Here is a 17,559-nt window from a genome sequence, read left to right on the forward strand (position 1 = left end):
GGAGGAGTGACGTCCGCCGTGCTGTCCCAGCCACAGAACGAGAAAAGTGCCGATGCCGGGCAAACCGGCGGGCCGGACGAGACGATGCGCCTGTCCGAGGTGCTCAACGCGATCGCGGCGGACACCTCGCGGGAACGCATCGCGGTCGGCGATCTGCTGAAGGTGATGCAGGAGCGGGCCTTTGGGCCGCTGATGCTGATCTTCGCGCTGCCCAATGCGCTACCGACGCCACCCGGCACCTCTTCCGTGCTGGGGGCGCCTCTGGTGTTCCTCACCGCCCAGCTCGCGCTTGGCTGGTCGCCCTGGCTGCCGCCGATCATCGCGCGCCGTTCCATCGCCCGCAAGGATTTCGCCGCTTTCGTCGGCAAGGCGACGCCCTGGCTGGCGCGGGCCGAAAGGCTGCTGCGCCCGCGTCTGGGCTTTCTGGCGCATCCCCCGGCAGAGAACATCGTCGGGGTGATGTGCTTCGTGCTGGCGGTGGTGCTGGTGCTGCCGATCCCGCTCGGCAACATGCTGCCGGCGCTGGCGATCTGCCTGCTCGCGCTCGGCATTCTGGAGCGCGACGGACTGTGGATCCTCGCCGGGATGGCGGTGGCGGTCGCCTCGCTCGGCGTGGTGTGGGGGGTCGTCTGGGCCTTTGTGAAGGCCGGGCTTTTCCTGCTGCACCGCCTGATCGGCTGACGACCGCCGGCGGGCGGTCGCGCGCGACTTCAAGCCTTGCGAGGCGTCAGCCTTGAGCGCGGGCGTTCTCCAGCGCGCGGGTCAGCATGTCGAGGCACTCATGCGCCTGCTCATGCCCGGTGGCGTCACCGCGCAGGCGGAAGGCGATGTCGCGCAGGTCGCGTATGGCGACATCAACGGCGGTGAAAAGGTCGATGTCCAGATCGACCTCATACGCACTCTCGGGTTCGGCGACGCGGATCGGGAACGGTACAACGTTACTCATGCGACTTCAGGGCTCGTGTTCGGCGAATCGCCGTGGCGTTATCCCCGGAAAGATGCCCGCAATTGGTTAATGACCTCCTCCGGTTACCGGCTTACCCATCGGCAGAAAATGTAGTCAATATACAGTCAATGCCATATTGTATTGACATTGAATGCTCCAGTGACTAGCTCATGAATGCAGCGCGTCGGCGCAGATGGCCGCGCGTGCAGGAGAGGCCGCTATGTCTGTTCGTCTGCCTTCCGTGCCGGTTGCCGACCGGGCTTACCCGCATCTCTCGCCGTTCGAATGCGGCATGCGCGCCTGCTGCCCGCGCTGCGGACAGGGCAAACTGTTCGATGGCTTTCTCAAGCTGGCGCCGCGCTGCGAGGCCTGTGGCCTCGATTATTCCTTCGCCGACCCAGCGGACGGCCCCGCCTTCTTCGTCATCTGCTTCGTCTGCGTGCCGGCGGTGATCTTCGGCCTGTGGCTGGAAGTGGCGTTCCAGGTGCCCTACTGGGTCCACCTCTTCACCACCCTGCCGGTGCTGCTGCTTACCTGCATCCCGCCGCTGCGGCCGCTCAAAGGGTGGCTGGTGGCGAGCCAGTATTACTACAAGGCCGAGGAAGGCCGTCTGGTGACCCATGAGGACGCGCCGGAGGTCACTGCGCCCGCCCGCGACTAAGCGTCGCCCGGCACGGCCCCGGTGCCCACGGTCCCGGTGCCCACGGCCCCGGTGTCGCGGAAGCGTGCCGCGCGCACGCCGGCGGCCGCAAGATCCTCGCCGCATCTGTCGGAGCGGAGATAGGCCAGTTCCCTCTCGCGCGGCTCCAGCAGCGGGTCGAGCGCCCGCAGTTCTGCGTCGACGGTGCCGGGATGGCAGTGCACCAGCACGCGCGTCCCCGGCCCGGCCAGGCTCGCCCGGAACACCTCGCGATAGGGCGGGTCCGGCGTAAAGCCGTAGAGCCCGCGAAAGCTGTCATTGGTGGCGATGCCGGTGCGGGTGGCGCGCGCGGCGCTGCCGGCGGCGAGGGCGCCGATGACCATCGCCTTGCGCAGGCCGAGCCGGCGCCGGCTGGCCCAGGCGACGGGCTCGGCGCAGTTGCGCAGCCAGGGCAGCGCTCCGGCATAGCGCGCCGTTATCTCCTCGATCACGATCTCGCGGATGCCCGGCAGCGCGTGGGCGTGCTGATGGCCGTCGATGAAATCGGGCGCTCTTCCCCATTCATCCTCGAACGCATCGAGCTGGGCGCGCAATTCGTCCCGCAGCGCCGCGCGGGGCAGCGCGCCCGCCAGCGCGCGCAGGATGAGCGGCCCGATCTCCGGCAGGCGCCCGTCCCGCGCCAGCCCCCGCGCTGGCGACAAGGCTCGTTGGCCGGTGAGGGTGAAATGCAGCCCGATATCGGCCGGATGCGCGGCGACCAGCGCGCGGAGCCGGCCTGCCCGCCGCTTCCAGCCGGGCAGGCCGGTCATGGCCCCGGTGGCGGACAGCCGGCCGCGTTCGATGAGCTCTTCGATGGCCTCGCTCACGCCGTCGCTCAAGCCGTAATCGTCGGCGCAGATGACTATGGGTTTCAGATCATATCCCTCTGTATCAGGCTGACAAACAAAGATCACAATCGGCTCATACGTCAATGCAAGTTCTCGAAAGAAGCCGTGCCTTTAATAAAGGGGAGTTCGCCTTACCTGACGGAAAACGCGTCCGTCGCCAAGGCGAGAGGCAAGTAAAACAGCTTGAAAAAATGACGAAAACTTCCCCAAGGTCGCCCGGCCTGATCTCCATCGTGGTCCCGGTGTATAATGAGGCGCGCTGCCTCGCGGAGCTGCACGCCCGGCTTTCCGCCGTGCTGGACGGCTATCCGGAGCTGCGCCGCGAGTTCGTCTTCGTGGACGATGGCAGCCGCGACGACAGCTTCGCGCTGCTGACCGAACTCGGCGCCCGCGACCCTTCGATCAAGGCGCTGCGCTTCGCCCGCAATTTCGGGAAGGAATCGGCGATGGCCGCCGGCCTGCGCGCCGCCGTGGGCGACATGGTCGTGCTGATGGATTCCGACCTGCAGCACCCGCCGGAGGTCATCCCGCAGATGATCGAGCGCTGGCGGGCCGGTGCGCAGATGGTCACCGCCGTGCGCCGTTCGCGCCGGACCGATCCTTTGGGGCGGCGGCTGTTCAGCCGTGGCTTCTATCGCTGCTTCGATGCGCTGTGCGAGGTCGACATCCCGGAAGGGGCGGGCGATTTCCGCTTGTTCGACCGCCGCGTCGTCGACGCGATCAATGCGCTCCCCGAGCGCAACCGTTTCATGAAGGGCATCACCAGCTGGGTCGGCTTCCGGCAGGAGGAAGTCGATTTCGAGGTCGCCGAGCGCGCTGGCGGGGTCAGCTCATTCAGCACCTGGCGGCTGCTGCGCTATGCCCTCGACGGGTTGTCCTCGTTCTCCATGGTGCCGCTGCGCGTCTGGTCGCTGGTCGGGGTGGCGCTTGCCGGCCTGTCGGGCCTCTATGGGCTCTTTCTCATCGGCGATGCGCTGCTGTTCGGCGTGCGCACCCCGGGCTTCCCGACCATCATGGTCAGCATGCTGTTCGTTTCCGGCGTGCAGCTCATCAGCCTCGGCGTCATCGGCGAATATGTCGGGCGCATCTTCACCGAGGTGAAGCGCCGGCCGCTCTATCTCATTGCCGACGAGATCGGCTTCGCGGCGCCGGCGGCGCTGCCGGCCGGTTCCTCCGCCCATGCCGAAATGCGGCAGGCTCCCGCCCTCGTGCCGGATGGTTTCGCCTCGTGAGCCTCGCCCGTTCTGCTGTTCCCGCCGCCGCTTCGGCTCCCCCTGCGCTGCGGCGCTGGTCGTCGATCCCGCTCGTGCGCCTCGCCAGCCTCGCCGTCTTCGCGGCGGTGGCGGCGTGGATCGTCCTCACCTTCCGCGATTACGGCATCAGCAATGACGAGCCGGTGCAGCACACCTATGGCCAGCTGCTGCTGGCCTGGTATGCGAGCGGCTTCACCGATGACCGGGCCTTCCACTACATCAACCTCTATCTCTATGGCGGCCTGTTCGACCTGATCGCGGCGGGCCTGGAGCCCTATGTGCCGCTGCCTCTTTATGAGTGGCGCCATCTGCTTTCGGCCGGTTTCGGTTTTGCCGGGCTGGTCGGCACCTGGCGGCTGGCCAGGCTGCTCGGCGGCGAGAAGGCGGGCGTCGTGGCGGTGCTGCTGCTGGCCTTCACCGGCATGTATGGCGGGGCGATGTTCACCCACACCAAGGACGTGCCGTTCGCGGCGGCCATGGTGTGGAGCCTGTATTTCGTCACCGTGCTGGCGGTGGAATTGCCGGCCCTTCCGCGCTGGCGGAGCGTGCTCGGGCTCGGCGTGGCGGTCGGCTGCGCGCTCGGGCTGCGGGTCGGCGGAGTGTTCGCGGTGCTCTATCTCGCGCTGACCGTCGGCGCCGCTATGCTGGTGTTCCGCGACGTCCGCCTGCCGCTGCGCGTGCTGCCGCGTCTCGTGGTGGCCGGCCTGGTGGCGCTCGCTCTCATGGCGGTGACCTGGCCGTGGTCGGTCCTGCCGCCGACCAATCTGTTCAAGGCCATGGGGGCCTTCAGCAATTTCACCTTCGACCTCAAGACGCTGTTCAACGGCCGGCTGCTGCCGATCGACCATCTGCCGCCGACCTACATGCCGGAATATCTCCTGATCAAGCTGCCGGAGGTGACCTTGCTCGGGCTGCTCGCCGCGCTGACGATGACGGTTCTGGCGGGAGTGAGGCTGGTGCGTGGGCACCGCGTCTGGGCGGCGGTACGGATCCATTCGCACCGCCTGCTGGCCCATCTGCCGCTGGCGCTGGCGATCGTGGTGCCGATCGCCTTCGCCCTGCTCGATCATCCCCCGCTCTATAACGGCATCCGGCATTTCCTCTTCATCCTGCCTCCCGTCACGGTGCTCGCCGCGCTGGGGCTTCAGGGCGCCTGGCGGGCGCTTCGCGGCCGCTCGCGGGTTGCGGCCTCCGGCTTCGCGCTGGCGGCGTTGGGGCTCTTCCTGTTCAACGCCTCGGTCCTGTGGCGCCTGCATCCTTACGAATATGTCGCCTACAACCAGCTCGTCGGCGGCACCACCGGGGCGTGGGGGCGTTTCGAGGGCGATTACTGGTCGGCGAGCCTGCGTGAGGCCGCGCTCGCCCTGCGGCACGGCATGGAGCGCGAAAAGGCGCCGGCCCATCCCTACAAGGTCTCGGTCTGTGCCGAGGATGTGCAGGCGATGACCTATCTCGGCCCGAATTTCCAGGCGGTTGAGGAGTGGGACGATTCCGACTTCGTGCTGACCGCCCACCATGTCGGCTGCGACGAGGCGCCGGGCCTGCCCTATGCGACGGTGAGCCGTATGGGCATCGCGCTGGCCTCGGTGATGGACCAGCGGCTGCGGCACACGCCGGTGGACGCGCCGCTGCCCGACGAGGACGACGACAAGGGGCTGGATCTCGACGCCCCGGTGGTCTCGCAGAAGGACGTCGGGCCGCAGGAAACCGGACCACAGGTGGCCAAGGCGAAGCCATGAGGGGATGGGCATGAACGAGGTGGCGACGAAGCGGGAGGCCGGCACAGCGGCGCTTCTCGCGCGTGTGCGCCACATCGTGCTCTTTGCCGCCCTCGGCGCCGTCGGCACTCTCGCGCATTATGCCGTGCTGATCGGTCTCGTGCAGGGCGGCCTTGCCGGGCCGGTCCTGAGCTCCAGCGCCGGATTTCTCGTGGGCGGGCTGGTGAACTACCAGCTGGGGCGGCGGCTCGTCTTCCGCTCGTCGGTGCCGCATCGTTCGGCGCTGGCGAAATTCTTCACCATCGCCGGCATCGGGCTGATGCTGAATGCCCTGTTGATGGCGCTGCTCACCGGGGTTCTCGGCGCGCCCTATCTTCCGGCGCAGATTCTCGTCACCGGTCTGCTCATGCTCTGGCATTACGCGGGAAACGCGGCGTGGACCTTCCGCGCGGCACGGCCGGCGAGGGCTCCGGCGGAGGGATGATCTCCACAGAGACGGCTTGACTCTCGCCGCGGTTGGAGTCGTTTTATGGGAACAAAACATGAACAATTGAGCGCCCCCATGGACATGATCCGCGATGTGGCGGCGCTGAGGCAGATGCTTTCCGGGCTTGAGGCGGAGCGTCTGCCCGGCGTCGAATCGTCTTTCTCCCTTGGTGCCGACGGGCCGGAAGCGGGCGGCGTACGCCTTGCCCGCGGCGCCCTGCACGAAGTGCAGGCGGCCCAGAGTGCCGACATGCCCGCTGCCACCGGCTTCGCGCTGGCGCTGGCGCTGCGTGCCTTGCGCACCGCCGGCGCGGGGGAGGGGCGTCCGCTGCTATGGGTGCGCCAGGACCTCGCCGATGCGGAGTTCGGCCGGCTCGACGCGCCGGGCGTCGCCCAGCTCGGCCTCGATCCGGTGCACCTCCTTCTGGTGCGGGCCCGCGACGGGGCCGAGGTGCTGCGGGCGGCAGGCGACGCGGCCCGCTGCGCGGGGCTCGGTGCGCTGCTCATCGAGACCTGGGGAACGCCCAAGGCGCTCGACCTCACCACCACCCGGCGCCTCGCTCTGCGGGCGGCTTCCTCCGGGGTGACGAGCTTTCTCCTTCATGCAGCATCCCAGCCTGCGCCGACGGCGGTGGCCACGCGCTGGCGAGTAGCGCCGGCCGCTTCCGCCCCCCTCGCGGGTGACGCGCCGGGCGCCCCGGCCTTTCACGCCACCCTGCTGCGCCATCGCGGCGGAGAGGGTTGCGTTCGGCCGGTAGAGGGCGGCGACTGGAAACTGGAGTGGGACCATGAGGCCTGTAGCTTCCGCGACCTCGCCTCGCTACCTCGCGCTGTGGTTCCCGTTCCTGCCGGCCGACCGGATGGAGCGGCTGCGGCGGAGGCGGGGAGGGGCGAGGTCGTCGCGCTGCGCCGTGCCGGTTGAGGGGGCGGGCGCAGGCTTGGGCGGTCCGCTCGCGCCGGCGCCGCTCGTTTTCGTCGAGAAGGTGCAGGGGGCGCTTCGCCTCGCCGCGGTCGACCGTGCGGCGCGCCGTGCGGGCCTCGCTCCCGGCCTCACGCTCGCCGATGCGCGGGCCCGCATGCCCGGGCTCGCAGTGCTCGACCACGATCCCGCCGCCGATGCCGCCTTTCTGGAGGAGGTGGCGGATGATTGCGACCGCTGGACCCCGCTCGTGGCGCTCGACGCCCCGGACGGGCTCATCCTCGACATTACCGGCTGCGCGCATCTGTTCGGCGGCGAGGCGGCGCTGCGCACGCGGCTTCTTGCCCATCTCCAACACCACGGCCTCGGTGCCGGCGCAGTCATCGCCGGCACGCCGGATGCCGCGCGGGCGCTGGCGCGTTCCGGCAAAGGCGGCGTGGTGGCGCCGGGCGGGGAGGCGGCCGCTGTCGCCGGGCTGCCCGTCGCCCGGCTCGGGGTGAGCGCGCAGGTCGTGACCGGGCTTTCCCGCGCCGGTCTCAAAACCATTGGCGATCTCGCCGCTCGCCCTCCCACGCCGCTGGCCGCCCGCTTCGGCATGGAGCTTCTGACCCGGCTTGAGCGCACGCGGGGGCGCGAGGATGTGCGTATCGTGCCGCGCCGCCCGCTGCCGGCCTGCATCGCCGAGCGGCGCTTCGCGGAGCCGATTGCCCGCACCTCTGACATCGAGGCGACGCTTGCCCGTCTGGTCGACGACCTCTTCTTGACGCTGGAGGCGCGCGGCGAGGGCGGGCGGGCCTTCGAGGCGTGCTTCTTCCGCACCGATGGTGCGGTGCGACGGCTGAAGGTGGAGACAGCGCGGCCCTTGCGCGACGGGACGGCGCTTGCGCGTCTCTGGCACGAGCGGATCGAGGCGCTGGCCGACCCGCTCGACCCCGGCTTCGGCTTCGACCTGATGCGGCTCAGCGTGCTGCGAACCGAGAAACTCACCCCGGCGCAGGTGAGCCTCGACGGCCGCGCGGTGGAGGAAGAGGAGGTTGCGGCGCTGGTCGACCGGCTTGCCGTGCGGCTGGGCCGCGAGCGGGTGCTGCGCTTCCTACAGCGCGACACCCATGATCCCGACCGCGCCAGCGCGCTGGTGCCCGCCGGCGGCGCACCGGTGGCATCGTTCCCCTTGCGGGACGAGGCCTTGCCGCGCCCCCTCACCCTGTTCGATCCGCCCCAGCCGGTGGAGGCGCTGGCCGAGGTGCCGGACGGGCCGCCTTTGCGCTTCCGCTGGCGGCGGGTGGTGCACGAGGTCGCCCGCGCCGAGGGGCCCGAGCGCCTCGCGCCGGAATGGTGGCGGCGGGCGGAGGAGATGCCGACGCGCGACTATTACCGGGTAGAAAACCGCGAGGGTCGGCGCTTCTGGCTGTTCCGTGCCGGGCTTTATGGCCGGGAGGCCCCGGGAGAGGCCGGCCAGCCGCGCTGGTTCCTGCATGGGCTTTTCCCATGAGGCGGTCATGAGCGCGCCCCTCTATGCGGAACTCGTCGCCGCCTCGAACTTCTCTTTCCTGCGCGGCGCCTCGAAGGCGGAATCGCTGGTGCTGCAGTCCCTGCTCCTCGGCCATGCCGGCCTCGGTATCGCCGACCGTAACAGCGTGGCCGGCGTCGTGCGCGCCTATGCGGCGGTGAAGCAGATCGGCGAGCGCCATGCCGGCTTCTGGAGCGCGCGCAGGGAGGGGAGGGAACCGAAGGAGGACGAGAACGAAGCCACCCGTCTCCTGCGCCTACGGGCTGCGGCGGCGGCCGATACCGGCCTGGGCCCGGAACTGCCCCCCTTCACCCTTGCCGTGGGCGCCCGGCTGGTCTTTGCCGATGGCACGCCGGACATCGTCGCCCATGCGCAGGACCGCGACGGTTGGGGCCGGCTCTGCCGCCTGCTCACCACAGGCAATCTGCGCGGAGGAAAGGGGGCGTGTATCCTCAGGCTCGACGACCTGCTTGCCGATGCGCGCCGCCTCTCCCTCATCCTCATGCCGCCGCGACATGTGCCGGCAAAAGGTCAGGCCGCCATCGCCCGGGTGCTGGGGTCGCTCGACGACGCGGCGCCCGGCTCGGTTTGGCTCGGCGCCAGCATGGCGCGCCGGGGCGACGATCGCCGCCGCCTCGCGCCGCTGAAGGCGCTGGCGGCGAAGGTCGGGGTGCCGCTGCTCGCCACCAATGATGTGCTCTACCACCACCCGGACGAGCGCGATCTGCAGGACGTGCTCACCTGCATCCGCGAAGGCGTCACCATCGAGGCGGCGGGGCGGCTTCTGGAGACCAATGCCGAGCGGCACCTCAAAACCCCGGCGGAGATGGCACGCCTGTTCCGCGACGCGCCCGAGGCCGTGGAGGAGACGCGCAATTTCCTCGCCCGCATCGATTTTTCGCTGGGCCAGCTGACATATGAATATCCGCAGGAGCCGGTGCCGCCCGGCCATACGCCGCAGAGCCGCCTGGAGGAACTGACCTGGCAGCGGATCGCCGTCCGCTATCCAGAGGGCGCCTCGGACAAGGTGGTGCACCAGCTGAAGGAGGAGCTCAACCTCATCGGCGAGCTCGGCTATGCCTCCTATTTCCTCACCATCCGCGACATCGTCGATTTCGCCGAGACGCGCGGCATTCTGTGCCAGGGGCGCGGCTCGGCGGCGAATTCCGCCGTCTGCTACGTGCTCGGCATCACCGCCGTCGATCCGGCCACCAGCAGTCTGTTATTCTCCCGCTTCCTTTCGCGTGATCGCGGCGAGCCGCCCGACATCGACGTCGATTTCGAGCATTCGCGGCGCGAGGAGGTCATCCAGTACATTTATGAGCGTTATGGCCGCCACCGCGCCGGCATCGTCGCCACGGTGATCTCCTATCGCCCGAGGAGCGCCATACGCGATGTCGGCAAGGCGCTCGGCCTGACCGAGGACATCACCGCCCGGCTTGCCGGCACTGTGTGGGGAAGCTGGGGCGAGGACATAGAGGACAGCCAGGCCCGCGAGGCCGGGCTCGATCCGTCCAATCCGACGGTCGCCCGCGCCATCGGTATGGCGATGCGCCTTCTCGGCTTTCCTCGCCACCTTTCCCAGCATGTCGGCGGCTTCGTGCTCACGCAGAACCGGCTCGACGAGACGGTGCCGATCGGCAATGCGGCGATGAAGGACCGCACCTTCATCGAATGGGACAAGGACGACATCGACACCCTCGGCCTGCTTAAGGTCGACGTGCTGGCGCTGGGCATGCTCACCTGCATCAAGAAGTCGCTCGATCTGCTGCGCGACCATGAGGAAACCGATTGGGGCCTCGCCGAGGTGCCGAGGGAGCAACCGGATGTCTATGACATGCTGTGCGCCGGCGATTCCATCGGCGTGTTCCAGGTGGAAAGCCGGGCGCAGATCAACATGCTGCCGCGCCTGAAGCCGCGGAAACTCTATGATCTCGTCATCCAGGTCGCCATCGTCCGGCCCGGGCCGATCCAGGGCGACATGGTGCACCCCTATCTGCGCCGTCGGGAGGATAGCGAGCCCGTCTCCTATCCCTCACCGAGGCCGCCACATCCACCTGACGAGTTGCTGGGTGTGCTCGAACGCACTCTCGGCGTGCCGCTGTTCCAGGAACAGGCGATGCAGCTCGCCATGACGGCGGCCAAGTTCTCCTCGGATGAGGCCAACCAGCTGCGTCGCGCCATGGCGACTTTCCGCAATCCCGGCACCATCGGCGGATTCCGCGACAAGCTGGTCATGGGCATGGTCGTGCGCGGCTATGATCCCGCCTTCGCCGCGCGCTGCTTCGAGCAGATCAAGGGCTTCGGCGAATATGGCTTCCCGGAGAGCCACGCGGCGTCCTTCGCCAAGCTGGTCTACATCTCCGCCTTCCTCAAATGCCGCTACCCCGCGATCTTCGCCTGCGCGCTGCTGAACGCCCAGCCCATGGGCTTCTACGCCCCGGCACAGATCGTGCGCGATGCGGGCGAGCACGGGGTGGAAATCCGCCCGCCGGACGTCAATTACAGCTTCCACGACAACACGCTGGAGCGCGACGCGCCGGGCGTCCCGCTGGCCCTGCGCCTCGGCCTGCGCCAGCTTGATGGCTTCAAGGAGGAATGGAGCCTGCAATTGGCACAGGCGCGGGAACGCGGGTTCCTGCACGATATCGAGACGCTCGCCCATCGCTCCCGCCTGCCGGTGGCGGCGCTGCACAAGCTGGCGGATGCCGATGCCTGCCGTTCCATGGAGCTCGATCGGCGCGAGGCGGCGTGGGCGGTGCGCCGGCTGCCGGATGACGCGCCGCTGCCGCTGTTCGCGCTAGTGGAGGCGCGCGAGCTCGGCCCGGATGCGGACGCGCATCTGCCGCTCATGCCGCTGCCCGAGCAGATCGCCGTCGATTACCAGACCACGCGCCTGTCGCTGAAGGGCCACCCCATGGGCATGCTGCGGGAGGTGTTTGCCGCCGAGGGCGTGGCCTCCAGCGCCGAGGTGGCACAGGCCCGCGACGGCTCCCGCGTGCGGGCGGCCGGCGTGGTGCTGGTGCGCCAGCGGCCGGGCAAGGGCAACGCCATCTTCATGACGCTGGAAGACGAGACCGGCATCGTCAACGTGCTGCTCTGGGCCCGCCAGTTCGAGCGTTACCGGGCGGAAGTGATGGGCGCGCGGCTCGTCGTGGTGGAGGGGCGGGTGCAGAAGAGCAAGGAGGGCGTCATCCATGTGATGGGCGAGCGGGTATTCGACCGCACCGGCGAACTGGCCCGCCTGTTCGAGGATCCGCGCCATATGCCCTCGCCGCAGGCCGATCCCGGAAAGGACGAGCGGGTGCGGGGCGGGCGCGAGAAGGGTGCGCCGCCGCGGGAAGCGCATCTCCTCGCCGGCCGCCGTTCGGGTCAGGGCCATCCCCGGCAGGTGCGAGTACTGCCGAAGTCGCGCGACTTCCATTGAGCGACCGGGAAGGGGGCACATAACCTGTCGCGCGCGGCCGGTTCGATGCTAGACGGGTGCAACACGCACGAAGGAGACACCCATGGCGCAGCGCTTCGACGATTGGGAGAAGGACGACAAGGGGCATCTGAAAGTGTGGCCGATGCTGGCCTTCACCACCGCCCTGTTCGGCACGGACAAGGTGGGCCTGCGCCTTGAGATCGGCGCGCAGCAGCCCAAGCCCGGCGAGCCGGTGCCCGCGCTGCAGCTGGTGCTCGACCCCGCGCAGGTGCGCCAGCTCGCCGAGGCGCTGGCCGAGGCCGAGGCGCGCCTGCTCGACGCCCGTTTCTCCACGCTCACCCGCCCCGGCAACGCCTGAGAAGGGATCGCTCCCTCGCGGTCGTGCCCGGCCTTGGGCCGGGCGTTCAAGACGTCCCCAAGTGGACTTCCCCAAGTCGACCTCGCTATGTCGACCGGGGTTGCTTCGTGACGCCGCAAGACACGCAGGCCGGGACAAGCCCGGCCATGACGCTATATCGGGTGGCGCGTCGTGCAGAGGCGTCCGTCGTCCTACGCCGCCAGGAACTGCGCGTCGGCCTGGTCGAGGCGACGGCGGATCTGGGTGACGATGAGCTGCTCGTCCGGCACGCAATTGTCGTAGGTCAGCCGCTCGCCGGCCTTTACCGGCTTCAGCACCCGGGCGCGTTCGGCGAGGCCGAGCGGCAGGGCAAAGCTGTCGCGGGCGTCGCGCCAGCTCATCGTGTAGCCGCGATAATCATACTCGCCGATCTTGCCGAGCAGCGCGCCGGGCGCGAGGTCGCGCTTGGCCACCGCCGTGCATTCGGCCACGGGATGGTCCAGCACCTCCATGTCGCGCGTGCCGTGCATTACTGCGCGCACGGCGGAAAGCGGCACTTCGAGGCTGGTGAGGTGGAAGGGGCGGATCAGCGCGAAGCAGGGGCCGGGCCCGACCTTGAGGTCGATCATCCGCTCCATGGCGCGCGGATGGCGCGGCTTGACGATGCAGAACACGCCGGGCGCCACGCCCTTGCCGAGGGTGAAGTCCACCACGCCGGAGCGCGAGAGGATGCCGCCATCCTCCTTGGTGCACAGCACCTGCGCCAGCACGTCGCGGTCGGCGGCCGGGCCGTGCATGCCCGGCACGTCAGGCACCAGCCCGGTGGCATTGGCGAGCGCCGTCATCTCCACCATGGTCTTGGATCCGTCGACGAACTCCACCAGCATGCGCGGGTTCATGTTGCGCGCCTTTGCCTCGGCCTCGAACTCGTCGGGTACGGCGTCGGGCTTGAAGGCGTTGTTTTTGGCCTTGCCGGCGCAGACGATCTCGAAGCCCAGCGCCTGGGCGAAGCCGATCAGCTCTATGGTGGCGGCCGGCTCGTCGCCCGCCGCGCCGGTGAGCACGACGCCCGCCGCCCGGGCCTCCTGCTTGAGATAGCGGCCGATGGTGATGTCGGCTTCCACGCTCAGCAGCACCACGTGCTTGCCGTTGCGGATCGCTTCCAGCGACACCAGCGTGCCGATGTTCGGGCTGCCGGTGGCGTCGATCACCACGTCGATATGGCCGGAGGCGCACATGGCGCGGTAGTCGTCGGTGATGACGAAATGGCCGGCCTCAATGGCGCGGTCGATGTCGGAGCTGCTGGAGGCGCTGACGATGTCCTCGCGGCGGTGGCCGGCCATCAGCGCGGCATCGATGGCGACCTGCGCGTTCAGCTCGGTGACGGCGCCGATGCGCACGCCCGGCATGAGGGCGGCCTGAACGATGAGGTCGGTGCCCATCTGGCCAGCGCCGGCGAGCCCGATCGTCACCGGCCCGTGCTTGGCGGTCCACTGTTCCAGTTCGGCGGCGATGCCCGTCCGCACGATCCCGCTTGCACCGAGCCTAGTTGCACCGAGCATACGCTCAACCCTTCCCTGAGGCGCGCCTTCGCCTTTCGGCGAATGCGTCATCGCTCTTCGGTACTCGACATTTGTTCCAAGGCAAAGAGCGCCGAGGCCCGCATCCCGCCATTCTGCGCTCAGTAATCCGCGCCGGCCTCTTCAAGTACCGCGGCGGCGGTGATCTCGTCGGTGATGAAGACGGTGGGGCGCAGCATGCGCAGGGCGGCGATCACCGCCTTGGCCTTGCCCGGCCCGCCGGAGGTGAGAATGCGCTCCGGGGTGGCCTGCAGCGTCTCGATCGGGATCGACATGACGCGGGAATTGATCGGGTGGTCGACCGGCCGGCCCTCGATGTCGATGAAGTTGTAGATCACGTCGCCCACCGCGCCGGCGGCGATCAGCGACGCCCAGTCGGCGTCGGAGAAGAAGCCGAAGCGCAGCGATGTGCTCTCCGATTCCATCTCGCCGACGCTGAGCACCACCGCGTCCATCTCGCGCGCGAGGTTGTACACCGTGCCGAGCCCGCAGCGCTCGATCAGCGCCTGCTTGGTCTCGACGCTGTCGACGATGGCCGGTGCGGCGATCAGGTGGCAGTCGGCCTGGAACAGGCGCGAGAGCTGCCAGGCGAATTCCGACGGGTTGTACTGCTTGGCCTTGGTGATGCCGCCCAGCAGCGAGATGACCTGGAGGTTCGAGACCGTCTTCTCGTCGATAAAGCCCAGCGCCCGCATCAATGTGCGGCCCCAGCCGAAGCCGATCTTCATGTCGGAGCGGATGAGGTCGGAGATGAACAGCCCCGTTGCCGCGCCGATGGCGCTGGTGGCGTCCGCGAACGGGCCGGAGACCGGGGCGACCACCGCTTCGCGCAGGCCGAACGCCTTTTGCAGGCCCATCTCCAGCCGGGGCAGTTCGGCAATCTCGCGGCTGAGGGAGATTTTCACCTCGTTCAGCGCCCGCGCATCCGCCAGGAGGCGCACCACGGTGACACGGCCGATGTCCAGCGCCTCGGCGATGGCGCTCTGGGTCATGCCCTCGACATAGTACATCCAGGCCGCGCGCAGCCGCAGCCGGGCCGAGCGTCGGCCGGTCGGGCTCAGATCCGCGAGCGACGAAGTCTCGCTCAGGCCGCCCGGCCTGGTCGTGGCGGCTCCACCCGTCATGCGCAGCTATCCCCCGATGAGCTCTCCGCGTTGCTATAGAGGACGACGCCTCCATCTTCAAACGACACGGGCCCGTCACATGGCCGCGCCCGCGTGGTTACGCAAAAACCCGCTTGTCGACACCGCGTGCGCGGGGCACGTTGCCCGCTCCAGTGCCCAGGCACGCATGGTTCCGGTATGTCCAGCACAGACGAGACGCTCAAGCTCAAGGATTTCCTCTGCTTTGCGGTCTATTCGGCGAACCACGCGTTCAACCGCGTCTACAAGCCGATGCTGGACCGGTTGGGGCTGACCTATCCGCAATATATCGCCATGGTCACGCTGTGGTCCGAAGACGGGATGACCGTCGGGCAGATCGGCGACCGGGTGCTGCTGGAGACCAACACGCTGACGCCGCTTCTCAAGCGGCTGGAAAGCGCCGGGCTGGTGCGCCGGGTGAGAGATGCGGTGGATGAGCGGCAGGTGCGCGTCCATCTCACCGAGAAGGGCCGGGCCCTGCGCCTTGAGGCCCAGCGTGTGCCGGCTGAGATGGGCGTGTGCCTCGACCATGATTCGCAGGAGCTGCGTGAGCTGACCAGTGACCTGAGCCGGCTGCGCGACCGGCTGCTGGCGCGCCTCAAGCCGTAGCTTCGGGGGCGGGAACCGCCTTCTCCGTCGCGGCTTCCTCCCCAAAGTCGATCTGTCCCTCGATGAAGCGCCGGTGCCGCGCGATCTCGCCGGCGAGAAAGTCGAGAAAGGCACGCACGCGCGGCGAGTGGCGCAGGTCCGGGTGGGTCAGCAGCCACAGATCGGCGGCGTAGTCGTTGTCCGGCGGCCCGAGCCGCACCAGCGAGGGGCGGGCATCGCCGATGAGGCAGGGGATGTGGCCGATGCCGATGCCGGCCTCCACCGCCTCGGCAATGCCGAGCACGCTGTTGATTTTGTAGGCCACGCGGTCCTGCGGCACGTTTTCCTGCACGAACTTCACCGTCTTCAGGGCGCCCAGGCTGTCGCCCAGCGACACCCAGTTGCGGGCGTCAAGCTGTTCGGGCGTGACCGCGCGCGGCTCGGGGAAATCGACGCTGCGCCCGTACAGCGCCCAGGCGATGCGGGCGACACGCCGGCCGACGAGGTTCTCCGGCGGGTTGTCGGTGGCGCGGATGGCGACGTCGGCGTCGCGCTTCGACAGATTCAGCGGCTGGTTGCTCAGCACGATGTCGAGCCGCACTTCCGGGTAGCGCTCGCGGAAGGTCGCGAGCATGGGCATCAGCAGGTGGATGAGCAGCGAATCCGGCGTCGTCACCCGCAATTCGCCCGAGGGCGCGGGCTCGCGCCCGGCGAGTTTGCGGCCGACGGCGGTGATCTCCTCGTCCAGCCGGTTGGCCAGCGCCACCATCTCCTCGCCGGCGGGGGTAAGCGCATAGCCGGTGCGATGGCGCTCGAACAGCAGCGTGCCGAGCTGGTCCTCGATCTGCTTGAGCCGGCGGAACACGGTGGAGTGGTTGACGCCCATGGTCATTGCCGCAGCCGGCAGGCCCTTGGCGTCCGCCACGGCCTTGATGAGCCGGAAGTCGTCCCATCCAAGGTTCTTGAAGGGCTCAGCCATGCGGGTCCCCGTCGGTGGCAACGGCTTAAATTGCTGCGCTGACACAGGATTTTCCCCATGCCCGCCAGCCTGCCGGCGAGCGGACGATAGCAGCACAGATGAGATTGCGTCAACGCAATTGGTAAAGGCTGGCATTGCGTCGTTGCCGGGTTATCTCTTGTCGCAACAGGAGCGCAGGTCGCGCTCACGAGAGGGCAAGATCATGAACCGCAATGGCATCCATCATGTGACGGCGATTGCCGGCAATGCGCGCCGCAATGTCGAATTCTATACCCGCGTCCTGGGTCTCCGGCTGGTCAAGAAGACCGTGAACTTCGACGATCCCGGCACCTACCATTTCTATTATGGGGACGAGAGCGGCGCGCCCGGCACCATCCTCACCTTCTTTCCGTGGGACCATGTCGCGCCCGGTCGCCTCGGCGTCGGCGAGGCGCAGGAGACCGCGTTCCGCGTGCCGGCCGCCTCCATCGGGTACTGGACGCAGCGTTTCGTCGAGAAGGGCGTGTCGCACAGCGCCCCGGTGAAGCGCTTCGGCGAGACCGTGCTGGCCTTCAAGGACCCGCACGGTATGCGCCTCGCTCTGGTCGGTGTGGCCGGCGCGGAGAACGAGCCGGCCTGGCTCGGCACGGACGTTCCCGCCGAGAACGCCATTCGCGGCTTTCACAGCGTGAACCTGCTGCTGGCCGAGGCGGCTCCCACCGGCGCCATCCTCACCGATGTGTTCGGCTTCACGGAGATCGGCCGCGAGGGTTCGCTGGTGCGCTTCAAGGCCGAGGGCACCGAGATCGGCAGCATTGTCGACATCCATGAGGCCGGCGGTTTCCTGCCCGCCCGCATGGGCGGCGGCTCGGTGCATCACATAGCATTCCGCGCGGCGGACGACGCGGCCGAGTTCGCCATGGTGAAGAAGCTGGGCGAGAACCACGGCATCGCCACCACGGAGCAGAAGGACCGCAACTACTTCCGGTCCATCTATTTCCGCGAGCCCGGCCACGTCCTGTTCGAGATCGCCACCGACATTCCCGGCTTTGCCGCGGACGAGCCGGCGGCGACCCTCGGCGAGGCACTGAAGCTGCCGGACTTCCTCGAAGGCCGCCGCAGCCAGATCGAGGCCGTGCTGCCCGAGATCGCCTGACCCCCTTCGGCG

The 17,559-nt window shown here is 68.7% G+C and carries 16 protein-coding genes; 11 read left to right on the forward strand and 5 right to left on the reverse strand.

The annotated features are described in order from the left end of the window. Positions 1-84 precede the first annotated feature (84 nt). Positions 85-681, forward strand: coding sequence for an exopolysaccharide biosynthesis protein (locus ACQY76_RS09525; protein WP_428032976.1), 597 nt, complete (start codon positions 85-87; stop codon positions 679-681). Positions 682-727: 46 nt separating this feature from the next. On the opposite strand, the gene ACQY76_RS09530 is transcribed toward ACQY76_RS09525, so the two are convergent. Further along, a complete protein-coding gene (locus ACQY76_RS09530) occupies positions 728-946 on the reverse strand; it encodes a hypothetical protein (RefSeq protein WP_428032637.1) in 219 nt (72 codons plus the stop codon). Positions 947-1,166: 220 nt separating this feature from the next. Here ACQY76_RS09530 and ACQY76_RS09535 point away from each other — a divergent pair, with 220 nt between their 5' ends. Continuing rightward, on the forward strand, positions 1,167-1,607 hold the full coding sequence (locus tag ACQY76_RS09535; RefSeq protein WP_428032638.1) for a DUF983 domain-containing protein: 441 nt from the start codon (positions 1,167-1,169) through the stop codon (positions 1,605-1,607). On the opposite strand, the gene ACQY76_RS09540 is transcribed toward ACQY76_RS09535, so the two are convergent. After that, the gene (locus ACQY76_RS09540; protein ID WP_428032639.1) at positions 1,604-2,452 is read right to left on the reverse strand and encodes a ChbG/HpnK family deacetylase; all 849 of its coding nucleotides are present in this window, start codon (positions 2,450-2,452) and stop codon (positions 1,604-1,606) included. The genes ACQY76_RS09535 and ACQY76_RS09540 overlap by 4 nt on opposite strands. A 212-nt stretch (positions 2,453-2,664) precedes the next feature. On the opposite strand from ACQY76_RS09540, the gene ACQY76_RS09545 reads away from it, so the two are divergent. The 7 genes from ACQY76_RS09545 to ACQY76_RS09575 all read left to right on the forward strand — a co-directional run bounded on the left by ACQY76_RS09545 (position 2,665) and on the right by ACQY76_RS09575 (position 12,144). Then, on the forward strand, positions 2,665-3,705 hold the full coding sequence (locus ACQY76_RS09545) for a glycosyltransferase family 2 protein (RefSeq protein ID WP_428032640.1): 1,041 nt from the start codon (positions 2,665-2,667) through the stop codon (positions 3,703-3,705). Further along, entirely contained in the window at positions 3,702-5,465 is a 1,764-nt protein-coding gene (locus ACQY76_RS09550; RefSeq protein WP_428032641.1) for an ArnT family glycosyltransferase, read from the forward strand. The genes ACQY76_RS09545 and ACQY76_RS09550 overlap by 4 nt, the downstream gene beginning before the upstream one ends. 10 nt (positions 5,466-5,475) lie before the next feature. Next, a complete protein-coding gene (locus ACQY76_RS09555) occupies positions 5,476-5,928 on the forward strand; it encodes a GtrA family protein (RefSeq protein ID WP_428032642.1) in 453 nt (150 codons plus the stop codon). A 78-nt stretch (positions 5,929-6,006) separates the two neighbouring features. Beyond that, complete coding sequence (locus ACQY76_RS09560) at positions 6,007-6,852, forward strand: ImuA family protein (protein WP_428032643.1); 846 nt, start codon at positions 6,007-6,009, stop codon at positions 6,850-6,852. 61 nt (positions 6,853-6,913) lie between these two features. Then, on the forward strand, positions 6,914-8,341 hold the full coding sequence (locus ACQY76_RS09565; protein WP_428032977.1) for a Y-family DNA polymerase: 1,428 nt from the start codon (positions 6,914-6,916) through the stop codon (positions 8,339-8,341). A gap of 7 nt (positions 8,342-8,348) precedes the next feature. Beyond that, entirely contained in the window at positions 8,349-11,786 is a 3,438-nt protein-coding gene (locus ACQY76_RS09570) for an error-prone DNA polymerase (RefSeq protein ID WP_428032644.1), read from the forward strand. 82 nt (positions 11,787-11,868) lie between these two features. Continuing rightward, positions 11,869-12,144: a hypothetical protein gene (locus tag ACQY76_RS09575; RefSeq protein WP_428032645.1), complete on the forward strand. Its 276-nt coding sequence runs from the start codon at positions 11,869-11,871 to the stop codon at positions 12,142-12,144. Between the two features lie 191 nt (positions 12,145-12,335). Here ACQY76_RS09575 and ACQY76_RS09580 read toward each other — a convergent pair whose 3' ends face one another. Both ACQY76_RS09580 and ACQY76_RS09585 read right to left on the reverse strand, forming a co-directional pair. Then, positions 12,336-13,685 (reverse strand): NAD(P)H-dependent oxidoreductase, encoded by a 1,350-nt coding sequence (locus ACQY76_RS09580; RefSeq protein WP_428032646.1) that lies wholly within the window; start codon positions 13,683-13,685, stop codon positions 12,336-12,338. A gap of 119 nt (positions 13,686-13,804) precedes the next feature. Further along, positions 13,805-14,827: a sugar-binding transcriptional regulator gene (locus ACQY76_RS09585; protein WP_428032647.1), complete on the reverse strand. Its 1,023-nt coding sequence runs from the start codon at positions 14,825-14,827 to the stop codon at positions 13,805-13,807. A 177-nt stretch (positions 14,828-15,004) separates the two neighbouring features. Between ACQY76_RS09585 and ACQY76_RS09590 the strand changes: the two genes are divergently transcribed. Continuing rightward, complete coding sequence (locus tag ACQY76_RS09590) at positions 15,005-15,454, forward strand: MarR family winged helix-turn-helix transcriptional regulator (protein WP_428032648.1); 450 nt, start codon at positions 15,005-15,007, stop codon at positions 15,452-15,454. On the opposite strand, the gene ACQY76_RS09595 is transcribed toward ACQY76_RS09590, so the two are convergent. Next, positions 15,444-16,412, reverse strand: coding sequence for a LysR family transcriptional regulator (locus tag ACQY76_RS09595; RefSeq protein WP_428032649.1), 969 nt, complete (start codon positions 16,410-16,412; stop codon positions 15,444-15,446). The genes ACQY76_RS09590 and ACQY76_RS09595 overlap by 11 nt on opposite strands. Positions 16,413-16,614: 202 nt before the next feature. Between ACQY76_RS09595 and ACQY76_RS09600 the strand changes: the two genes are divergently transcribed. Then, a complete protein-coding gene (locus ACQY76_RS09600) occupies positions 16,615-17,547 on the forward strand; it encodes a ring-cleaving dioxygenase (protein WP_428032650.1) in 933 nt (310 codons plus the stop codon). Positions 17,548-17,559 lie beyond the last annotated feature (12 nt).

This window comes from Ancylobacter sp. (assembly GCF_965279025.1).
GTDB lineage: Bacteria > Pseudomonadota > Alphaproteobacteria > Rhizobiales > Xanthobacteraceae > Ancylobacter.

Excerpts from the sequence above, each read along its gene's own strand:
- ACQY76_RS09570 (WP_428032644.1), top strand. The coding sequence starts at position 8,349 with ATGAGCGCGCCCCTCTATGCGGAACTCGTCGCCGCCTCGAACTTCTCT.
- ACQY76_RS09595 (WP_428032649.1), bottom strand. The coding sequence starts at position 16,412 with ATGGCTGAGCCCTTCAAGAACCTTGGATGGGACGACTTCCGGCTCATC.
- ACQY76_RS09525 (WP_428032976.1), top strand. The coding sequence starts at position 85 with ATGCGCCTGTCCGAGGTGCTCAACGCGATCGCGGCGGACACCTCGCGG.
- ACQY76_RS09560 (WP_428032643.1), top strand. The coding sequence starts at position 6,007 with ATGGACATGATCCGCGATGTGGCGGCGCTGAGGCAGATGCTTTCCGGG.
- ACQY76_RS09530 (WP_428032637.1), bottom strand. The coding sequence starts at position 946 with ATGAGTAACGTTGTACCGTTCCCGATCCGCGTCGCCGAACCCGAGAGT.
- ACQY76_RS09600 (WP_428032650.1), top strand. The coding sequence starts at position 16,615 with ATGAACCGCAATGGCATCCATCATGTGACGGCGATTGCCGGCAATGCG.
- ACQY76_RS09575 (WP_428032645.1), top strand. The coding sequence starts at position 11,869 with ATGGCGCAGCGCTTCGACGATTGGGAGAAGGACGACAAGGGGCATCTG.
- ACQY76_RS09545 (WP_428032640.1), top strand. The coding sequence starts at position 2,665 with ATGACGAAAACTTCCCCAAGGTCGCCCGGCCTGATCTCCATCGTGGTC.
- ACQY76_RS09580 (WP_428032646.1), bottom strand. The coding sequence starts at position 13,685 with ATGCTCGGTGCAACTAGGCTCGGTGCAAGCGGGATCGTGCGGACGGGC.
- ACQY76_RS09535 (WP_428032638.1), top strand. The coding sequence starts at position 1,167 with ATGTCTGTTCGTCTGCCTTCCGTGCCGGTTGCCGACCGGGCTTACCCG.
- ACQY76_RS09585 (WP_428032647.1), bottom strand. The coding sequence starts at position 14,827 with ATGACGGGTGGAGCCGCCACGACCAGGCCGGGCGGCCTGAGCGAGACT.
- ACQY76_RS09590 (WP_428032648.1), top strand. The coding sequence starts at position 15,005 with ATGTCCAGCACAGACGAGACGCTCAAGCTCAAGGATTTCCTCTGCTTT.
- ACQY76_RS09555 (WP_428032642.1), top strand. The coding sequence starts at position 5,476 with ATGAACGAGGTGGCGACGAAGCGGGAGGCCGGCACAGCGGCGCTTCTC.